This window comes from Chryseobacterium vrystaatense, assembly GCF_000737765.1.
Classification (GTDB): domain Bacteria; phylum Bacteroidota; class Bacteroidia; order Flavobacteriales; family Weeksellaceae; genus Chryseobacterium; species Chryseobacterium vrystaatense.
Genome location: NZ_JPRI01000001.1, coordinates 348,138 through 366,957 on the forward strand (window position 1 = coordinate 348,138; position 18,820 = coordinate 366,957).

Here is an 18,820-nt window from a genome sequence, read left to right on the forward strand (position 1 = left end):
TACATGTGTGGAATAGCCGGAATTATTGCTGACAATGCAAGAAACTATCAGGAAGAAATTCAGAAAATGACGGATTCTATGATCCATCGTGGTCCTGATTCTTCGCACTATGAATTTTACGACAATGCTGCGTTAGGCCATCGGAGGCTCTCAATCATAGATCTTTCTGACAATGGTAAACAACCGATGTTTTCCAATACAAAGAATGAATGCATTGTTCTTAATGGCGAAATCTATGGATACCTGGATATCAAAAAGAATTATGCAGAATATCCTTATCATGGAAGTTCAGACACAGAAGTAATTCTGGCCATGTATCAGAGAAAGCAGGAAAACCTCATCCACGACCTTCCCGGAATGTTTGCCTTTGCCATCTGGGACGATCAGAAGAAACAGCTTTTCTGTGCAAGAGACCGTTTTGGCGAAAAGCCTTTCTACTACGCGATAGGAAATAACAATGAATTTATTTTCGCGTCAGAAATAAAGGCTATTTTAGCTTCCGGACTTATCCAGCCAAAAGTAAGTACGGATGCTGTCGCTCATTATCTGCAGTACGGCTATGTAAGTACATACCAAAGTATTTACAGTAATATTTTCACACTCCCTCCTGCTCATCAACTGACGTGGCAAAGTGGCAAAGTTACAGTTTCAAGGTATTACAGTCTTCCTTCGAAAGACAGGGTACTCAGTCTCTCTGATGCTAAAGAAGAATTTATGTATCTTCTTAAAAATGCAGTCAAAAAACAGCTCATTGCAGATGTAGAAGTGGGAAGCTTCCTAAGCGGAGGTTTAGATTCTTCGTCTATAGTAGCTTTGGTGGATGAATTTCTGCCACACCAGACCACCATCAGCTTTGGATATGATCACAAAGACAGCGAACTTAAATTTGCAAAGGAAATTGCAGATAAATACAATACCAATCACCGCGAAGTACACGAGCAGAAGGGTGATCTGGCAGAATCATTACTCAAAATATCTCCATTCTTAGACGAACCTTTTGCTGACACTTCTTATCTTCCGCATTACGAGATCTGCAGAAATGCAAAGAAAAGTCTTACTGTAGCCCTTTCAGGAGATGTAGGTGACGAGCTGTTCGGAGGTTATCATTTCTATACTGTCGAAAATAAATTAAAAAATCATTTCAGCTATAGAAATATCATAGCCCAATTTGGACTGAAGCTGTATCAAAAGGCAAGACAAACCTCCTTTCTTACCCAGCAGAATATAAAATTCTCCTCCATTCTGGATTTTCATCTTAATTATGTAAGAAATGACTTCAGTAAAGAAGAACGGAATCTACTGGGATTGACATCCGATTATAAGCAAGGCTATAGTTTCAATCCAAATCCTGATTCGTTAAATGATATTATGAGAGTGGATCTGGAACATTATGTACCTGGAAATATGATGGTGAAGTCCGATAGAATGGCTATGGCCAATTCTCTGGAAGTGAGAACACCGTTCCTTGACCTGGATTTTGCCGAATTCTGTATTCAATTGCCTGATCAACTCAAACTGACAGATGATCATGATAAAATCATTCTGCGGGAAACGATGGGAAGCTATTGGACAGAAACGATAAGAAAACGTCATAAACAAGGTTTCGGAATGAGCGTCAAAAGCTGGTTTTCCGAAGATAATCTGGTCAAACTTTCCGATGACCTTCTTAAAAACCGCGATCAGAAAATTTTCAATTACGTTGATTTCGATGCCGCTCAAAAATTTCTTGTCAAAGACCATAAACACTGGAATCTTCTTCAACTTGCTCTTTGGGCCCATAACAACCAATCTGTATTATAATGCTTGATATTTCCGTAATCATCCCCGTATATAACGCTTCGGAATTTTTAGAAAAATCTGTGGCTTCTGCATTGCAGTTTGACGAAGTAAAAGAAATCATTTTGGCCGAAGATCAATCTACGGATAATTCACTGGAAATCTGCCAAAAATTAGCAGACCAATATACCAGAATAAAACTGTTTCAACATCCTGACAAAGGAAATCACGGAGCTGCTGCCACAAGAAATCTGGGTATCGAAAAATCATCAGGGAGCTTCATTGCCTTTCTTGATGCTGATGATTACTATCTTCCCAATAGATTTGAAGCAGAAAAGAAAATATTTGGCGACTCAAAGGTTGAAGGTGTTTTCGGTGCTGTTTCCATTGAGTATTTAACCGAAAAAGGTAAGCAGGAATTTCAGTCTAAATTTAATAATGCTTCTCTTACTACAGTTAATTATCCAGCTGAAGGGCAAGACGTATTTAAAGGACTTTTAGGTTTAACACCTAAAACTTTCGGCACCTTTTTTCACCTTAATGCGCTTACCGTAAGAAAATCAACTCTACAAAAAAACAAGTTAAAATTTAATGAAATTCTGCGTGTTCACCAGGATTCAGATTTTATTATTAAACTGGCTTACCACTCTTACCTGAAGTCGGGAATTATAGATGTGGCAACCGGCGTGAGAGGTATTCACGATGACAACAGAATAACCAAGATCGTCAAATATTCTCCGCAGTATAACGAAAGACAGTTTCTTTTTTGGAACTCTTTATATGAATGGTCAAAACAAAACAAAATAGATCATGATGCAGCTCAGCACATTGATCTTCAGAAAAAAGCTTTTGAACTTTCTGTAAAAAAGGGATTTTCAAAAACAGCGGCAATTTTCATGGCAATAGTCAGAAATCCAAAGATTCTGAAAACAAAATACCGATTCACTTATACCCACTCATGAAACTCAATAACCTACAGATATTAAGAGGGATATCGGCCCTTCTAGTGTGCTGTTTTCATTTCTCAGCATATCTCAATTTTGAGGGATTTCCTCTTGGAGATATTTTGTTCAGAAGAGGCAGCATAGGAGTCAGTATCTTTTTTGTAATCAGTGGGTTTATCATGGCCTTTACGACTCTGAAAAAGGATTTCAGCATTAATACGACCAAAGAGATTATTTTATTTTATAAACGTCGAATCATCAGAATTGTTCCGCTTTATTTTCTGCTTTCCGCAGCCTGGATGATTATAGGAGGCAGCCTGATGCTTTACTTTCATGGAGAAGGCTTTAAAAGGTTTATCCATTCAGTCTTTTTTCTTCCACAAAAAAACACATTTCCAGTCCTTTATTTGGGGTGGTCTCTCAATTACGAAATGTTCTTTTATCTGATATTCGGTTTGTCGTTACTTTTTAGAAAGACACGATATACTTTTATCATAGCATTTTTTACTTTAAGTTATATCACAGGACTTATGTATCCTCCATCAAGTGCCTACCTGCAGATGGTTACCAGCCCAATGAACTTATATTTTGTGATAGGTATAATGTTTGCCCTTTTACTGAATAAGGTTTCCGTCAATAGAAACTGGGCAACGGTGCTTTCCAGCATTGGTATTTTATCGTTTACAGCTATTTTATTCAATATTATTCATGTGTCCGATACCTTGTGGATACTATTGATCGTTTCACTATTTGTTTTCTCTTTTTTGCTGTTTGACTACACCTTTCATTTTAAAGGAAATCGGTTTTTGATTTTCTTAGGAGACATCTCTTACTCATTATATCTTTCACATCCTTTTGTAGAGCTTTTCTTTCGAAAATTCAAAGTGGATGGCTATCTTAATATTCCCTACTTTATAGTAAAAATTATTATCGTAATTGGTTTCGCAGCATTTTTATATTATTTCGTAGAGAAAAAAATAACCGAATATTTAAAAATAAAATTAAAAGCTTAGGCTAAATATAGTATAAAAACACAACTGTAATTTAATTAACAGACAGATGAAGATGAAAATATCCGTAATAATTCCCGTTTATAATGCAGAGAAATTCGTTTCTCATGCTGTAGAATCTGCCCTTCAGTTTGAAGAAGTATATGAAGTGATTTTGGTGGAAGACCAATCTCCAGACAATGCTCTCCAAATATGCATTGGGCTTGCAGAAAAACACGACAGAGTAAAATTTTTTCAACATTCCGACAAAGGGAACCATGGTGCCAGTGTCAGCAGAAATCTTGGTATGGAAAAGGCTTCCGGTGATTTTCTGGCTTTTCTGGATGCTGATGATTATTTTCTCCCTAACCGCTTTGATGCAGAGAAAGAGCTTTTCAAAAATCCTGAAGTAGAGGGTGTTTACGGCGCCCTTGGTGTACATTATTATTCTGAAAAAGCCAGAGAGCAATATTACAGAGTATTCATGGATAAACTTACTACAGTGTACAAAAAGCATAGTCCTAAAGATGTTTTTTACGGACAGATCCACATGCTTGGTACCTTTGGTCTGTTCAGCATTGATACACTTACTCTCCGCAGAGAATCTCTGATTAAAAAAATGGATATCCTTTTTAAAAGCCATTTGAAACTTCATGAAGATACCGAATTTCTGCTTCGTCTTTCTTACTACCTTGATCTGTATCCGGGAAGCATTGATAGAGCGGTTGCCATCCGGGGAGTTCATGAGCATAACAGAATAACCAAAGTGGATACCCGAGTGGTAGATCCCGCGATCTCCAGAACTTTATTATGGAAAGAAATTGATAATTGGGCGCAGACTGAAGACTCTATTCCTGAGGAAGCTAAAATCCACATAAAAAGAATGCTGCGCAGTTTTGAAATTGCCAAAGCTCCCACTTTGAAAAAATGGGGAATGGTAATCAAATATTTGATCACCGATTACAGAAGTATAAGATCCGGTTTGTATAATGTTAATTTTAAACGTTCTTTAATTCCTTAACATAATACACACTACCTAACATAATGAAAATAAAACACATATCAAAAATTATACTTCGCTATATTTGCCATTGAAAATTTCAATAATAAAATGAAAATCTCAGTAATAATCCCCGTTTATAATGCTGAAAAATTTGTTTCTCAGGCCGTAGAATCAGCACTGCAATTTGATGAAGTGCATGAGGTGATCCTGATAGAAGACAAATCCCCGGATAATGCACTCCAAATATGTATACAGCTTGCCGAAAAACACAGCAGAGTGCAGCTCTATCAGCATCCGGATAAGGAAAACCATGGAGCAGGTCCCAGCAGAAATTTGGGAATAGAAAAATCTACAGGAGATTTCATTGCTTTCCTTGACGCAGATGATTATTTCCTTCCCAACCGATTTGATGCAGAAAAAGAACTTTTCAAAAACCCTGAAGTAGAAGGTGTTTACGGTGCCCTTGGTGTACATTACTACTCACAAAGAGCAAAGGAGCAGTATTACAATTTATTTGAGGACAAGCTTACTACTGTTTATAAAAGACACAGTCCAAAAGATGTTTTTCTTGGACAAATCTATATGCTCGGAAGTTTCGGGCTTTTTACCATTGATACGCTGACGATCCGTCGTGAGTCACTCATGAAAAAAATGCAGGTTTTATTCAGAACAAATCTCAGGCTGCACCAGGATACTGAATTTTTTTTCCGGCTCTCCTTCTATCTGGATCTTTATCCCGGAATTCTGGATGAAGCTGTTGCTATAAGAGGGGTTCATGAAAATAACCGCATTACTCAGGTAGATTCTAAAAAAATAAATCCCGCCAGTACCAGGGTTTTGTTATGGAAAGAAGTGTACACATGGGCCAGTCATGAACAAAAAATACCCGATAATGTAAGACAACATATCAGAAGGATGTATCAAAGCTTTCAGATTGGTAATGCACCTACCGTGAAAAAATGGGGAATGATTCTGAAATATCTGATCACAGATTATAAGAGCATCCGTTCGGGGCTTTATAATATTAATTTCAGAAAGCGCTTATTTTGATTTTTTTCGGTCTGCTGCTATAATAGAATCTGCGATTTGTGAACTAAGTACTTTACTGGATTCTTTATACATATGATTTCCGTCTGTATAAACATAATCATCAGGACGGTTAGAAAAGTCATAAAATTTTATCTGCTTTTTCCCGGAGAGCTCTCTCATCAGTCCGTTGAATTCCGGAAATCTTTCATTTTCAAGAGCTGTAATGTTTTTAGAAGTAGGAATGCGAACCAGGTATACTGTCCCTTTAGGCTGTAGATAGTCTATGATCTCATTCAGAGCTTTCATCCGTTTCTCAGACAGTGTATAACCATTCAGCATATCTTTATACTCCTGAGTTTTCTGAGCCGTTCTTGCCGCGATAGAGTCTTTGTTCATATCAATATTGACTTCCATCCAACCGTCTTTGTGAAGAAAGGTATTTGACCTTCCTACAGCTTCCCTGTCAAGATATATTCTAAACCAGCTTTTGTTTAGATTTTTCAGAAGATACTCATAATTGGGAGACATATTATAAAAATACATGTTCCTGAACGGCGAACTCTCTTCAGGAAAGTCCTCTGCCTTTTTCACAATATTCCTCAGTGCCAGATTCCAGGGATTCACCGTTAGAATGAAAATGCCATTTTTAGTGTCCGGATCCAGCTTTCTTTTTAAAGCTTTGAGATAAATTTCTCCATAAGGAGACTGTACAATATTCAGTGAAAAATTATCAAAGGGAACTGATAATTTTTGTTTCAACACCTCTGGAACAACTCCCTGTACTCCTCTTGAATCTCCCAAGATAATATTCTGCGGCTTTTCAACAGCAAAATGCATGTAATTGTCATCCGTATTACCATCAGCATAAGAGCCCAAAAATAACAGGACAGCAACAATCCCGATGATATAGAATGATATTTTAAATAAAAACTTTCCCATATTAAAACTGTTCGTAGATATAGCTGCCGTTGGAAAACACTCCGTAATACATGATGATAAAGATCAGAAAAACATAAAAGGCCCTTCTCAAAAGAGGACGAAACCGCTTGATATCAAGGCCGTGTTCCTGATCCTTATTGATCCAGTCGATTAAAATAACAATTCCTATTAACCCTAAAATTTTAATTTTGATAAACTGAGGGATTGTAAACAAAGAAAAGCTGAAAATTCTGCCATACATTCCCAAAGCACTTTTGAGATCCGGAGCTGCAAAAAGTACTAATGCAAAACATACCATCAACATTGTCAATACCATGTTTCCCACTTCTTTAATGGTAGGAAAATTCCCCGCAATTTTTTTCTTTTTGTTCAGTTTATCCTTTACAATCAATGGAATATAATAAAGTCCGTGAAGCAGTCCAAAAAGCACGAAGGTAAATCTTGGACCATGCCATGCCCCAATCAGCACAAAGTTGAGAATAATAGCCGCAATAAGACCTCTTTTCCCGTGATCTCTGAACTGGATCACTAAGGGTGTAAAGACATATTCTGTAAGCCAGGAAGTAAGCGAGATATGCCACTTCCTCCAGTATTCTGCAATATTCTGTGCAAAAAGTGGAAATGCAAAGTTTTTGGTAATTTTAAATCCAAGGAGTCTTGCAAAACCTACTGCCATATCCGAATATCCCGAAAAATCAGCATACAGTTCAAAAAGAAACAGAACAGCTCCCAGTGCAACCGTACTCCCCGACAGATGCTCATAGTTTTGGAAAATGTTTTGAGTAATGGGTGTGATACTGTTTGCTACAACCAGTTTTTTAAATGCCCCGTACAAAATCTGTCTTGCAGCGTCTGCACCAGCTTCTGCTGTGAAAACTCTTTCTTTTTTTAACTGAGGGAGCAATAATCCTCCTTTATCAATTGGACCTGAGGTCATGCTCGGAAAGAAAGCAATATAATTGAAAAGAGCCAAAGCATCTTTTTCAGGTTTCAGCTTATTATTCTTAATATCAAGAAAATAACTTACCATCCTGAAGGTATAAAAACTGATTCCCAAAGGCAAAATAATGTGAAGGGTAAGTTTGTTTTGAATACTGAACAGTTCTGCAAAGGACTCAACAAAAAATCCAAAATATTTAAAATAGAAAAGCGTTCCAATGGCTAAAATCAGACCTGAGTTGATATAAATCTTCTTCGCTCTGCCCTGGCTTTCACCAATTTTAAGCCCCAAATAATAGGTTACCGCAGAACTTCCGGCCAAAAGAGCCATAAATCTCCAGTCCCAGAAACCATAAAAAATATAGCTGGAAACTAATAACAGGATATTCTGCAGTTTCAGATTCTTTTTGCATACCAGCCAGTAAAGACCGAAAACGGCTATAAAAAAAAGGAAAAAAGCAATAGAGGTAAACTGCATTGATCTTTGTTTAAAATATCATTAATAGTGGGAAGCATCCACAAAAAGATGGTTTCCGTTAAAATGTTTTCCGCCATTAATGCAGAGTTCTATGATAGTGGCAACATCCCCGCCTTCGAGCTTATCTTTCAGCGGATAGCCTGAGGCAATCATTTCCTTCATTCTTTCGTCCATATCTTTATGGAAATCTGTAGGAATAAAAGATGGAGAGACTGAATTGCAGGTAATGCCGAATTTTACATTTTCCAATGCCCAGCTTTTGCTCATCTGAAGGAGATAGGCCTTGTTGGAATTATATACAGAAGTTCCGATCGCCGGAGAAACCATTGATGATGACAGGATATTGATAATTCTTCCAAGCTTTTTCTTTCTGAATGTACTGATACATTTCTGGGTAACCTGAAGAGCAGGCATCACATTATTTCTAAAATCTTCAAAGATTTTTTCAGCTTCTGTTTTATGGAAATAAGTTCCAATAAATGTACCGCTGTAATAATTATTGATTAGAATATCCGGATCAAAAGTCTCTATTTCCGACAGAAAAGCCTCCATTTGACCTTCTGATGTGAAATCGATCTGAAATGCTTTTGCTCCAGAAAAATTATTCTCAATTTCGCGGGCAGAATCTTCCGAATGACAGTACGTAAACAAAACTTCATATCCTTTTTCCAAAAGAAAAAGATTAATCTCCTTACCAATTCCGGATGAACCTCCGGTCAAAACAACTTTTTTCACTGGAATTCTTTAATTTGTATTTTACCTGAAGCTACCGTTTTAAGGTCAGCATTTATAAATTTAAAGCTCAATGTATTCACCTGGACGGCCTCCGACTGATCTGTAACAACCGCTTCAAAATTCAAAACATCATCCAGATATACCGGATTTTTGAAATTGATGGTCTGTGAAAGAATCATCACCTCTTCAGTTGGAAGAAGCTCCCCAATAAAATAAGATAGAAAACCGTTCAGAATATTGCCATGCATGACTTTTGACTGAAAACCTTTATTTTTTGCAAATACCTCATCGGTATGCAAAGCATTACGGTCTTCAAAAACAGAGATAAAACCGTTGTAAATACGGTCATCTACTTTGAACTGATGCGTAAAAGCCTGATTTTCCTGAAGTATCATTACTTGGTCAATATACAGTCTATCATTTCCCCTACATTATTCCAGCTTTGGATTTCTGACGACGTAAAGCGTACTCCAAAAGCTTTTTCCACCGCTACAATAAGCTGAATATGAGAAAGAGAATCCCATTCTTCTATATCATCTGCCGTTGTTTCAAAACTTAATACTATGGTATCGTTATCCAATTCGTCATGAAAAATACCTGTAAGCTTTGCTAAAATTTCATCTTTGTTCATAATACTGTACTTGTGATTTATTATTTATTGTTGATATATACTTGTTTAGATTGGTAATGGTCGACATCCAGAACCCATTTCTGATCCTGTTTGGTAAAGCCCAATCTTTCGTAATGGTCTTTTACCATCTGGTTTTTGGCTGTCGGAAGATATTCTCCAACGACATATTTATAGCCCTTTTTTCTGGCAGATTCCACGATCGTGTTCAGGGTAAAGTCTTCCATCCCTCTTTTCAGAACACGGCAGCTCATTAACCAGGTATCGATGAACAATGTTTCTGAATCTTTCTTTTCCAAAACGATCACGCAGATCAATCCGTTGTCTCCATACTTATCTTCCAATGTAAAAGAAAAGGTATAATGGTCCTCAGAATTAATCAGGCTGTCTACGTCCTGTTCCGTGTACCGAACTGTTCTCAAATTAAACTGATTGGACCTCTGGGTAAGCTGGGAAACCCGTGGTTTTGAAAAACTGTTGAAAGATTTTACATCAGAAGTCATATTCATGCTCTTCAGAAAATCTTCCACATTGGTAAAGCTGTCCAGATCAACGGCTCTCTGTGCTTCCACCTGATACTGTTTTGTACGTTCTGCATCATTTTCAGAGAAACTGGCTGTTTCGAAAAGATTTAAACTGTATAAATATTCAAGATATTCTGCAGGATCTTCCGGCAGTTCGGGAACGCATACCTCAGGAAGGTTTTCGCGAACTAAATTTCTTTCAAACGGATTATCATCAAGAAATACCATGGAATCAAATCCAATGTTCAGGATCCCCTGAATTCTTCTGATATTGTCAGCTTTATTATCCCAATTGGCCACGAAAACAGCAATATCATCCATTTTAAGGACCATATCGGGATGTTTTTCAAAAGGTTCTTTAGCCTTATCTTCGTCGTTTTTGCTGCACACTGCAAGGATTACTCCTCTTTGCTTAAGTGCCTTAACCCAATACTGAAACTCAGTGAATGCTTTACCAATTCCCAGACTTCCAAGTTGGATTTTTTCCAGTCCGTCATCACCAATAATTCCTCCCCATGTTGTATTGTCCAGATCCAGGATCAGACATTTTTTAAATTTACCTTCCAGAGAAGAAATAATACTGGTTATATAATGGGCTACAATCGGCAGGCTGTCCAGCGAAAGCACCATTTCTGTATTGATATATATGCTCGGTGAGAACATAAAGTTTCTCCCCCATTTATTTTGTATTGAAAGAAGATCTGCTATAAAGAAATTATCATTAGCAAGAGCTATTTGTGCAGAAAGCAGATAATTCAGTTTATTCAGCTGGAAAACAAAGGAAGATTCTACTTTATTCGAAAAATTTCCAAAAACCTGATTATCGATTCCCGGAAAATTACAGTAAATAACCCTGCTTTGGGTTCTCTTCTGTATATTCAGGTAAAGATCCTCAATATAGGAGATTTTATTCTCTGCAAATACATTTTGTGTATCGTAAGCTTTGTAATACTGGCTTAGTAATTTATGCGTAGATTCGAATATAATGGTATAATCTGCATTAAACTCATAATATTCTGAAGAAGGATCTAAGATTTGTCGTGATATCTGACCGAAATCGGCTTCAAAAATTTCAAATTCAATACCTTCATTCATCGCCGTTCCTCTCAAAGCAATATTGAGAAACTGAGTGGCGGTATCACCTAGTAAAGCAACCTTAATTTTTTTAAGCTGAGGGATATTTCTGCGGAGTTCTTTCTTAAGTTCCGAAAACGTTTTGTACATGAATTCTTTTATTTTATTAAAATATGAATGTACCTGTTCTCCAATCTTTCTGTTCTAAGTTAATCTTACTACAGGTTTTCCGAAATACCGGCTCCTGACTGTAAATGCATGTAATATCTGTATTGGGAACATTTTTTATAATCATCATTGTGTTTGTTTAGTTACAAAAATAAAGATTTTATCTGATATTTACCTTTTTAAGATAATCTCTGAGTGGCTTTTCAATAAACTGGTAAAATAGTATAGACATCAAAATCAGAATAAGCAGATAAATCCAGAATACGGTATTAATATCAAGTTTATATTTCTCCCACTTCAAAAGCTCTCGTAGAATATATAAAACAGGAATATGAGTGATATAGACTGCATAGCTTGCTTCCCCAAGGTACTCAAGAGGTTTTAAGGAAAAAAGCTTTGTCACAAATCCATTATTCCGTGAAAGTAAAATAATAAGTGGAATAAAAAGTACCGCCATAAGTCCATTATGGTAAAAAAGAGGAACAAAAATCAGAGCAATCATGATTGCTGCGAAAATAAGGATTACAGGAATATCGTAATTCCTCTGTTTAAAATTATTAATGAAAAACAATCCGGCAAGATTTCCTACCAAAAATTCACTGACGTGCATCAACGGAAAATAATAGAGAAACTCATGACTTTCTGTATGAGGTCCTTTATACGATGGTGAGGCCACAAACAAATGGGAAAACACTTGGGTAATGACCCACAGAACTATGGCTGCGATCCAAATACTCTTATTCTTTTTGGAATAGAAGTAATTATAAAGTAACGGAAAAATAAGGTAAAAGAGAAATTCAACCGAAATAGACCATCCTGGGAAATTTAAGATCATAGCCTTTCCCGGGATCCAGCTCTGGAGCCCAAGCAGGTACAACAAAGCATTACCTACGCTGAAACCTGAATATCTCGTGACCAGATAAAGCAACAATCCCAACACATAGAGTGGATAAATTCTGGCAAATCTGTTTTTATAATATTCTAAGTATCCGATTTTTTGTTTTTTGTGATAGGCCACGATCATGATAAAGCCAGAGAGGATAAAAAAGTAGCTCACTCCCACATTCGCTTTTAAAAAGATATCTGCAATATAATCTGTCTTATACACAAACATATCTTTATTGAAATGAGATATGACAATAGCTAAAGCCGCAAGAAATCGGGTAAAGGTAATCTGGCTGATTTTCATTCATGAAAGCTGTTCAACAGCATTTATATAGTTTTTAGTCAAATATAATAACTTTCAGATATTTACATGATACCTTAGGTTCATCATGGTAATCGTCTACTTTTTATTCAGTATACCGTTCAGGAGAGGCGCTAATTTCGTCGAAAGAATTTTTGAGCCTTTCTCATTCAAGTGTCCATAATCCCATCTGTTTTGATACAGATAAAATTCAGGATAGTCCTCAGGATTTACCATACTTATAACCGGAACACTCAATGCCTTCTGATAGACCAGCAGCTTTTTTGCATCTGGTTCTGCCGGCCCCGGAATAAACATGATGAGTTCAATATTTCTCTTTCTGCATTTCTCAGCAAGTGCATTGATTTTTTCAACCAAAGCTCTGTTGACACGATACTTTTTATGATCTGCATGATATCGCTCCAGCCTGTCTATAACGACCGCTTTAAGTTTACCTTCTTCTGTTTTGGGAACGCTGCTGTATTCCAGCGGCGAAAAGCCCTGCCCTTCATAGACAAATTGATTGTGGTTTTCCTGAACAGCCCTTTCATCACAATGCTTATTAAAATGAAAAACATTGAGAATGAAGGATACCCAAGAAAGAACAACCTGTTTGTAACTGCCGTTATCTATATGAAATTGGCTTGCAAAAAGCGTATTTTCATAATTAAAAGCCCCAAAACTCCTCTCTGTCTTCAGATTCAGTTTGGTAATATTTATTTTATCCTGAAGTTCAAGAACTATATACTTTGGCTTAAAGGATGGGGTTTCAAGTATTTTTTCTAAAGTCTGGAAATTTTCCAGATTGAAACTTGCATTGGCGCCTAAATTATATGATTTTAAACCTTTACTGTTTTCATCAAGTAATTTACAGTCAATTTGATTATTGATTTTCGAACTTCCAATGAAATAAAGATTATACTCAGGATGCTTTTTCAGGTATTCCATCTTTGCATTTAAAAATGGATAGGAATAATTGCTGTTCGGATTAAAAGCAAGTTTTATTAAACCAATAATGAACATTATGGCTAGAAATAAAGACAATATTGAAATAAATCTTCTCATTTAAAACTGAAAATATATAAATTCATTACTCCCGAAATTCGCAAAGTTTAAGGTTAAATAAGCGACCAAAATATAAATTACAGCCTGAATCCAGGCTTTTCTATCCTGAATTTTCAATCCATAATCATGGGTTCTGTTCATCCATTCCATTCCAAGCATGAAAATAATCAATCCAAATAAAACAGGTCTGAACTCTGATGGAAATGAAAATAAACTCTGACTGAAAATCCCTTTAATATATCCAATGGCATCTGAAACGCTACTTGCACGGAAGAAAATCCAGGCGAAACAGGTCAATCCAAAGGTGATCAGAATACTGAAAACTTCTTTAAACGAAGGAATAATTTTACCCATCGCTACGACTTCCAGATGGTGTCTGTTTTTCTCAGCAATTAATAACGGAAGGAAAAATAAAGCATTCAATCCGCCCCAGATGATAAAAGTCCAATTGGAACCATGCCAGAAACCACTGACCAGAAAGATGATGAAAGTATTCCGGATTTTCATCCACAATCCCCCCTTGCTTCCCCCTAAAGGTATATAAAGATAATCCCGGAACCACGAAGAAAGTGAAATATGCCATCTTCTCCAGAACTCTGCAATATCACGCGAAAAATAAGGGTATGAAAAGTTTTTCAACAGTTCGATTCCAAATAACCTGGATGTTCCCAGCGCAATGTCAGAATATCCTGAGAAATCTCCGTAAATCTGGAAAGCAAAGAGAACTGCTCCAAATACGAGATTGCTGGCACTTTCAGTATGATAATTACTGAATATTTCATTCACAATAGGTGCACAGTTATCTGCAATCACCATCTTTTTGAAAAACCCCCAGAGAATCTGCGCCATTCCGTCTTTTGCTTTCTCATAATCAAAAGATCTTTTCCGCTGAATCTGTGGAAGGAGATGGGTTGCTCTTTCAATAGGTCCTGCGACCAATAAGGGAAAATAGCTTACAAAAACCGCATAATCCACATAGTTTCTCTCTGCGGGAATCCTTTTTTTGTAAACATCTATAACATAGGAGAGACCGTGGAACGTATAGAATGAAATACCTACCGGTAAGATCACCTTTAGCAACCACATATTAACACCCAATCCAAATGTTCTCAGCAATTCTGCAAAGTTTTCAATGAAGAAATTGTAATACTTAAAGAAACCCAGAAAACCCAGGTTGATAGCAATACTCAATACAAGCCAGAATGTTGCCTGCTTCTTCGTTTTACTGTTTTCAATCTGAATCCCTGAAAAATAATCGAGCAGAATAGAAAACATAAGAAGAAACAGAAAACGCCAGTCCCAGCAGCCATAGAAAAAAAAACTGGCAGCCAGCAAAAGCATATTCTGGAACTTATAATTCTTATTAAATACACACCAGTATAAAACAAAAATGACAGGCAGAAAAATAAGAAAGGCAATAGAATTAAAGAGCATAGAGTTTTCTTTAATGTAATAAATACAAAATTACTTTATAAAAACTCCAATATACTTCCCTTCATATTCCACCACTGTTGTTTCTATATTATTTTTTTCACAGAAGTCCTGATAAGCAGAATTATCCCCAATATCATCACTGATGAATACACCTCCTTTTCTAAGATGTTTATATAACTCATCATAAGCCCACATTCTTCCGTTATAGCTTTTATCCGAATCATAGTGAAGAACATCAAAAACTGAATTTTCGGCAAAAATCTTAGGCAGTGATTCTTTATCCGCGAACCTGAATAATTTCCAGTTGCTCTTTAAGTTTTCAGGAACAACATACCCTACATACTGATCCCCATCCTGTGCCAGATAAGGCATATCAGAGCTGTATAGTGTTCCATTTCTTTTTGACAAAGAAAGAAGTGAAGCCAATGATGACCATCCGTACGCAACACCAGTTTCCACCACATGCTTTGCATTGGTGAATTCACACGCATAATAGATCAGTTCAAGAGCTCCCGGACCTCCCATTTTCACGGGGCAGTCTTTTTCTCTTTGCACAGCTGTTTTCAGCGCATCGGAATAGTCACTTCGAAAAGCATCCATCTCAAGCCCGAACAGCTTTAAAATAGACTCTTTTTGGGAAACAGATCTTTCTGCAGCCCATGAATTGGTTTTATCTTTTCCTTTAAAGGCATTGCCTCTATTGACTGTATTTTTAATGATTTTCCGGCCAAGCTCCGGATAAAGATCGGGTCTTTTCAGATACCCTATAAAAGTTTTGAGAACTCTTGCTATTTCACTCACTGTGTTAAAGTTTAGTCTGCAAAAATAATTATTTTTCTGTAATGTTTAATTTTTATCTTTGTCAAAAATTTATTAATTCAAAAAACGCATATATGTCCAATGAGGTTTTCTATCCTGATAGCTAATTATAATAACGGTAAATTTTTCAAGAACTGTTATGATTCTATTATTGCACAGACGTATGATGATTGGGAAGCTGTCATTCTTGATGATGCCTCGACTGATGATTCTTTGGAAGTCATCAAAAAAATAATAGGAAACGATTCCCGTTTCAAAATACATGAGAATGTCAAAAACAGTGGTGTAGGCGTTACCAAAAGTAAACTCATTGAACTTGGAACCGGAGATATCTGCGGTTTTGTAGATCCTGATGATGCTATTACTCCCAACGCATTACTTTCAAGCATTGATGTTTTCAAAAAAAACAGGGATGTAGTTCTCACCTATTCCCAATATGTAAAATGTGATGAAAACCTGATCCCTATAGAAATTCCAAAACTAACGATGAGGGTTCCTAACAATGATCCTTACTTCTTTAACTGTCCCGTTCATATTGTTCATTTCGTATGTTTCAGAAAAAACATTTATGACCAGACCGAAAAGATAAACACAGTTATGAGAATTGCCGAAGACCAGGATCTTTATTTAAAAATGTACGAAAAAGGTAAAGTGCAGTTTATCAATGAACCCAATTATCTGTACAGAACCCATTCCGGAGGAATTTCGCAAAATGAAAACAGACCGAAATCCCGTGAGTATTTTGCAAAGGTAATTTTCAATGCTATGAAGCGCAGAAATCTTAAAACGATAAACGGAAGGCCTGTTCCCAACGAATATCATAACTCTGCCGAAATTTATAGTTTACTGGAATATCAGAGTTCTATTAGTTTTAGAATAAAGAAAAAACTAAAAATATTTGCACAACAAATCTTTAGTTAATCATGGAGAAGAACAATAAAATAAAAGTCCTTTTCAGACACCGTTCCATGGAAATGGGTGGCGTGGAGAAAGTGATTCTGAGTATTCTAAATAATCTTGACCGTGATAAATTTGACATCACAGTCTGCCTGAATCTGAATCAGGGTGAGCTAAGAAATGAGTTTCCTAAACACATTAAAAAGATCTATCTCACCGACGGAAAAGAGGATTTTTCTAAAAACCCGCTGATCCACAAACTGCAGCTGCTCCGCAGAAGGCTGAAGCTTTCCCGTGCTCTGAAGGATCACAAAATTTCTGACCGTCTTTTGGGAAATAAAAAATTCGACATCGAAATTGCTCCTACCTATTCTGCATTTTCATCTGTAATCAATTCCAGCAACAAGGCTTCCAGGAAAATAGGATGGTTTCATTCCGAGATCAATGTTCCTACTTTACAGCCTCTGGTGCCGGATATCCTTAAAAACTTTCCCCAATTTGATCATATGATCTATTGCTCGCAAAAGATTAAAGATCTGATGCACAATTATTACCCACAACTTCAATATCCTGAAGAAAGCGTGGTCATCAATGCCATCCCCATTGAAGAAATTAAAAGAAAAGCAGAAGAAAAGATTGAAGCTCTCCCCGAAGGACCTGTTTTTGTTTCTGTAGGACGTCTTCACAACCGAAAAGGATACCACAAGCTGATTGATGCTCATAAAAGACTCATCGATGAAGGTTTCCACCATACCATTATCGTAGTGGGAAGTGGTGAAGAAATGAAAAACCTTACTGAACAGATCCGTGTGAATAATGTTCAGGATACTTTTATTTTAAGCGGTAACAGGATGAATCCTTATCCGTACGTTAAAAATGCAGATTATTTTATTCTTCCTTCCGAGTCTGAAGCATGGCCACTGGTAATTGCGGAAGCATTAATTCTTCAAAAACCCATTATCGCTACCGATACCGGAGATGTAGGTGTAATGATTAAAGATCGGGAAACAGGTTACCTCATCAATTATGAGACTGATGAAATGTATTCCGCCATGAAAACTTTTCTAACGGATCCTGAGCTTATTGCCCGAATCAGAAAGAATCTGGAAACCATAGAGGACCAGTTTGACAATCAGAAAATTTTTGATACGGTGGAAGGAATTCTTGAAGATCTTCACCGAAAAAGTTAATGTGCAGAATATCCTCCGTCTACCACAAGATTTGATCCCGTAATCCATTTTGCGCCATCTGAGAGTAGAAAAATACAGGCATTTGCCACATCTTCTGGCTGCCCTATTCCCAGAGGATGTTTTTTAAGAATCTCTTCAGCTGCTTCTTCACCAATGTTTTCAAACATTTTCTCAAGGATTGGTGTATTGACCATGGCCGGGCTTACACTGTTGACCCTGATACCACTTCTTGAGAGCTCCATAGCCAGAGAACGTGCTCCTGAAACGACAGCTCCTTTGCTCGCCGAATAGGCGGCCTTTCCGATCTCACCTACCATTCCCGCAACTGAGGAAATGAATACGAAACTGGAGTTCTCATTTTTGTATTTCTTAAGGGATAAGATTTTGGCAATTTCAAAACCTGAAATCACGTTAACAGCAAAGATATCTGAGTAAAGCTGAGGAGTATGTTTCTTCAGCGGAAGCGTTTTTTCTATGCCCGCGCAGTGGATAAATCCTGAAACCTTTCCTAGTACAGTCACTTTTTCAGCGATCAGTTCTTCGAGATTTTCACAGCTGGTAATATCAGCAATAATAGTTTCGGCTTTAGTATCAGGAGCCAGCATTGAAATAGTTTTTTGCAGTTCCTCTTCGTTTCTTGCGATAAGGATAAGATGAGCTCCACTTGTGCTGCATTCTACAGAACAGCTTCTCCCGATGCCGGAAGAAGCTCCTGTAATAAGAATGGTTTTATCTTTTAAAGAAAACTGATTCATTAATCTTCAAAATTTTCTTTACCAATTGCATTCATCAGATCAGAAACAGTTTCTATATCTTTAAAGTGCTTGGTGTCGATTTTCTTATCGAAATTCTCATCAACAAATGCAATAACGGAAAGCAGACTGATGGAGTCATAGCTTTCCAGACTCTTTAAATTTGTTTCAACGGTAAGCGTTTCGTCTTCCTCTAATTCTTCCTGTAATTTCTCTAAAAAAACGGATGTCTTCATATATTTTTTATTTAT

General features: G+C 36.8%; 19 protein-coding genes. 7 read left to right on the plus strand and 12 right to left on the minus strand.

Annotated features, from left to right (window positions below; genetic code table 11):
- Positions 1 to 3: 3 nt before the first annotated feature.
- From asnB to IW16_RS01625, 5 genes are all read left to right on the plus strand, one after another.
- A complete protein-coding gene (gene asnB, locus IW16_RS01605) occupies positions 4 to 1,800 on the plus strand; it encodes an asparagine synthase (glutamine-hydrolyzing) (protein ID WP_034739013.1) in 1,797 nt (598 codons plus the stop codon).
- Positions 1,800 to 2,738 carry a glycosyltransferase family 2 protein gene (locus IW16_RS01610; RefSeq protein WP_034739015.1) on the plus strand — a complete coding sequence of 313 codons (939 nt, stop codon included), beginning with the start codon at positions 1,800 to 1,802 and terminating at the stop codon, positions 2,736 to 2,738. Before asnB ends, IW16_RS01610 begins: the two co-directional genes overlap by 1 nt.
- Positions 2,735 to 3,733, plus strand: coding sequence for an acyltransferase family protein (locus IW16_RS01615; protein WP_084694479.1), 999 nt, complete (start codon positions 2,735 to 2,737; stop codon positions 3,731 to 3,733). Before IW16_RS01610 ends, IW16_RS01615 begins: the two co-directional genes overlap by 4 nt.
- Before the next feature lie 46 nt (positions 3,734 to 3,779).
- Positions 3,780 to 4,730: a glycosyltransferase family 2 protein gene (locus tag IW16_RS01620; RefSeq protein ID WP_228376893.1), complete on the plus strand. Its 951-nt coding sequence runs from the start codon at positions 3,780 to 3,782 to the stop codon at positions 4,728 to 4,730.
- 90 nt (positions 4,731 to 4,820) lie between these two features.
- Positions 4,821 to 5,762 carry a glycosyltransferase family 2 protein gene (locus IW16_RS01625; protein ID WP_034739022.1) on the plus strand — a complete coding sequence of 314 codons (942 nt, stop codon included), beginning with the start codon at positions 4,821 to 4,823 and terminating at the stop codon, positions 5,760 to 5,762.
- Here the strand turns inward: IW16_RS01625 and IW16_RS01630 are convergent.
- The 10 genes from IW16_RS01630 to IW16_RS01675 form a co-directional block, all read right to left on the minus strand.
- Positions 5,754 to 6,680 (minus strand): hypothetical protein, encoded by a 927-nt coding sequence (locus IW16_RS01630; protein WP_228376894.1) that lies wholly within the window; start codon positions 6,678 to 6,680, stop codon positions 5,754 to 5,756. The two genes, IW16_RS01625 and IW16_RS01630, sit on opposite strands and share 9 nt — an antisense overlap.
- A 1-nt stretch (position 6,681) precedes the next feature.
- Entirely contained in the window at positions 6,682 to 8,097 is a 1,416-nt protein-coding gene (locus IW16_RS01635) for an MBOAT family O-acyltransferase (protein WP_034739024.1), read from the minus strand.
- Positions 8,098 to 8,118: 21 nt separating this feature from the next.
- Positions 8,119 to 8,832, minus strand: coding sequence for an SDR family NAD(P)-dependent oxidoreductase (locus tag IW16_RS01640; RefSeq protein WP_034739026.1), 714 nt, complete (start codon positions 8,830 to 8,832; stop codon positions 8,119 to 8,121).
- The gene (locus tag IW16_RS01645) at positions 8,829 to 9,227 is read right to left on the minus strand and encodes a MaoC/PaaZ C-terminal domain-containing protein (protein WP_051889841.1); all 399 of its coding nucleotides are present in this window, start codon (positions 9,225 to 9,227) and stop codon (positions 8,829 to 8,831) included. The genes IW16_RS01640 and IW16_RS01645 overlap by 4 nt, the downstream gene beginning before the upstream one ends.
- Positions 9,227 to 9,463 carry an acyl carrier protein gene (locus IW16_RS01650; protein WP_034739028.1) on the minus strand — a complete coding sequence of 79 codons (237 nt, stop codon included), beginning with the start codon at positions 9,461 to 9,463 and terminating at the stop codon, positions 9,227 to 9,229. The genes IW16_RS01645 and IW16_RS01650 overlap by 1 nt, the downstream gene beginning before the upstream one ends.
- A gap of 20 nt (positions 9,464 to 9,483) precedes the next feature.
- A complete protein-coding gene (locus tag IW16_RS01655; protein WP_034739031.1) occupies positions 9,484 to 11,208 on the minus strand; it encodes an HAD-IIIC family phosphatase in 1,725 nt (574 codons plus the stop codon).
- A 178-nt stretch (positions 11,209 to 11,386) separates the two neighbouring features.
- On the minus strand, positions 11,387 to 12,415 hold the full coding sequence (locus IW16_RS26020; protein WP_084694481.1) for an acyltransferase family protein: 1,029 nt from the start codon (positions 12,413 to 12,415) through the stop codon (positions 11,387 to 11,389).
- Between the two features lie 96 nt (positions 12,416 to 12,511).
- Positions 12,512 to 13,360 (minus strand): hypothetical protein, encoded by an 849-nt coding sequence (locus IW16_RS01665; RefSeq protein WP_131327823.1) that lies wholly within the window; start codon positions 13,358 to 13,360, stop codon positions 12,512 to 12,514.
- Positions 13,361 to 13,477: 117 nt separating this feature from the next.
- A complete protein-coding gene (locus tag IW16_RS01670; RefSeq protein ID WP_034739036.1) occupies positions 13,478 to 14,911 on the minus strand; it encodes an MBOAT family O-acyltransferase in 1,434 nt (477 codons plus the stop codon).
- A gap of 30 nt (positions 14,912 to 14,941) precedes the next feature.
- Positions 14,942 to 15,712 (minus strand): class I SAM-dependent methyltransferase, encoded by a 771-nt coding sequence (locus IW16_RS01675; protein WP_034739038.1) that lies wholly within the window; start codon positions 15,710 to 15,712, stop codon positions 14,942 to 14,944.
- A gap of 99 nt (positions 15,713 to 15,811) precedes the next feature.
- On the opposite strand from IW16_RS01675, the gene IW16_RS01680 reads away from it, so the two are divergent.
- Both IW16_RS01680 and IW16_RS01685 read left to right on the plus strand, forming a co-directional pair.
- Positions 15,812 to 16,651, plus strand: a complete 840-nt coding sequence (locus IW16_RS01680; protein ID WP_034739040.1) for a glycosyltransferase family 2 protein — start codon at positions 15,812 to 15,814, stop codon at positions 16,649 to 16,651.
- A 2-nt stretch (positions 16,652 to 16,653) separates the two neighbouring features.
- Positions 16,654 to 17,817, plus strand: a complete 1,164-nt coding sequence (locus tag IW16_RS01685) for a glycosyltransferase (protein ID WP_034739042.1) — start codon at positions 16,654 to 16,656, stop codon at positions 17,815 to 17,817.
- Here IW16_RS01685 and IW16_RS01690 read toward each other — a convergent pair.
- Positions 17,814 to 18,572 carry an SDR family NAD(P)-dependent oxidoreductase gene (locus IW16_RS01690; protein WP_034739044.1) on the minus strand — a complete coding sequence of 253 codons (759 nt, stop codon included), beginning with the start codon at positions 18,570 to 18,572 and terminating at the stop codon, positions 17,814 to 17,816. The genes IW16_RS01685 and IW16_RS01690 overlap by 4 nt on opposite strands.
- Positions 18,572 to 18,805, minus strand: coding sequence for a phosphopantetheine-binding protein (locus IW16_RS01695; protein WP_073171393.1), 234 nt, complete (start codon positions 18,803 to 18,805; stop codon positions 18,572 to 18,574). Before IW16_RS01695 ends, IW16_RS01690 begins: the two co-directional genes overlap by 1 nt.
- Positions 18,806 to 18,820 lie beyond the last annotated feature (15 nt).

Bases quoted from the DNA above. Each gene is read 5' to 3' on its own strand.
- IW16_RS01630 (WP_228376894.1), bottom strand. From the start codon at position 6,680: ATGGGAAAGTTTTTATTTAAAATATCATTCTATATCATCGGGATTGTT.
- IW16_RS01670 (WP_034739036.1), bottom strand. From the start codon at position 14,911: ATGCTCTTTAATTCTATTGCCTTTCTTATTTTTCTGCCTGTCATTTTT.
- asnB (WP_034739013.1), top strand. From the start codon at position 4: ATGTGTGGAATAGCCGGAATTATTGCTGACAATGCAAGAAACTATCAG.
- IW16_RS01645 (WP_051889841.1), bottom strand. From the start codon at position 9,227: ATGATACTTCAGGAAAATCAGGCTTTTACGCATCAGTTCAAAGTAGAT.
- IW16_RS01625 (WP_034739022.1), top strand. From the start codon at position 4,821: ATGAAAATCTCAGTAATAATCCCCGTTTATAATGCTGAAAAATTTGTT.
- IW16_RS01615 (WP_084694479.1), top strand. From the start codon at position 2,735: ATGAAACTCAATAACCTACAGATATTAAGAGGGATATCGGCCCTTCTA.
- IW16_RS01665 (WP_131327823.1), bottom strand. From the start codon at position 13,360: ATGGAATACCTGAAAAAGCATCCTGAGTATAATCTTTATTTCATTGGA.
- IW16_RS01680 (WP_034739040.1), top strand. From the start codon at position 15,812: ATGAGGTTTTCTATCCTGATAGCTAATTATAATAACGGTAAATTTTTC.
- IW16_RS01685 (WP_034739042.1), top strand. From the start codon at position 16,654: ATGGAGAAGAACAATAAAATAAAAGTCCTTTTCAGACACCGTTCCATG.
- IW16_RS26020 (WP_084694481.1), bottom strand. From the start codon at position 12,415: ATGAAAATCAGCCAGATTACCTTTACCCGATTTCTTGCGGCTTTAGCT.
- IW16_RS01650 (WP_034739028.1), bottom strand. From the start codon at position 9,463: ATGAACAAAGATGAAATTTTAGCAAAGCTTACAGGTATTTTTCATGAC.
- IW16_RS01635 (WP_034739024.1), bottom strand. From the start codon at position 8,097: ATGCAGTTTACCTCTATTGCTTTTTTCCTTTTTTTTATAGCCGTTTTC.
- IW16_RS01610 (WP_034739015.1), top strand. From the start codon at position 1,800: ATGCTTGATATTTCCGTAATCATCCCCGTATATAACGCTTCGGAATTT.
- IW16_RS01620 (WP_228376893.1), top strand. From the start codon at position 3,780: ATGAAGATGAAAATATCCGTAATAATTCCCGTTTATAATGCAGAGAAA.
- IW16_RS01695 (WP_073171393.1), bottom strand. From the start codon at position 18,805: ATGAAGACATCCGTTTTTTTAGAGAAATTACAGGAAGAATTAGAGGAA.
- IW16_RS01690 (WP_034739044.1), bottom strand. From the start codon at position 18,572: ATGAATCAGTTTTCTTTAAAAGATAAAACCATTCTTATTACAGGAGCT.
- IW16_RS01655 (WP_034739031.1), bottom strand. From the start codon at position 11,208: ATGTACAAAACGTTTTCGGAACTTAAGAAAGAACTCCGCAGAAATATC.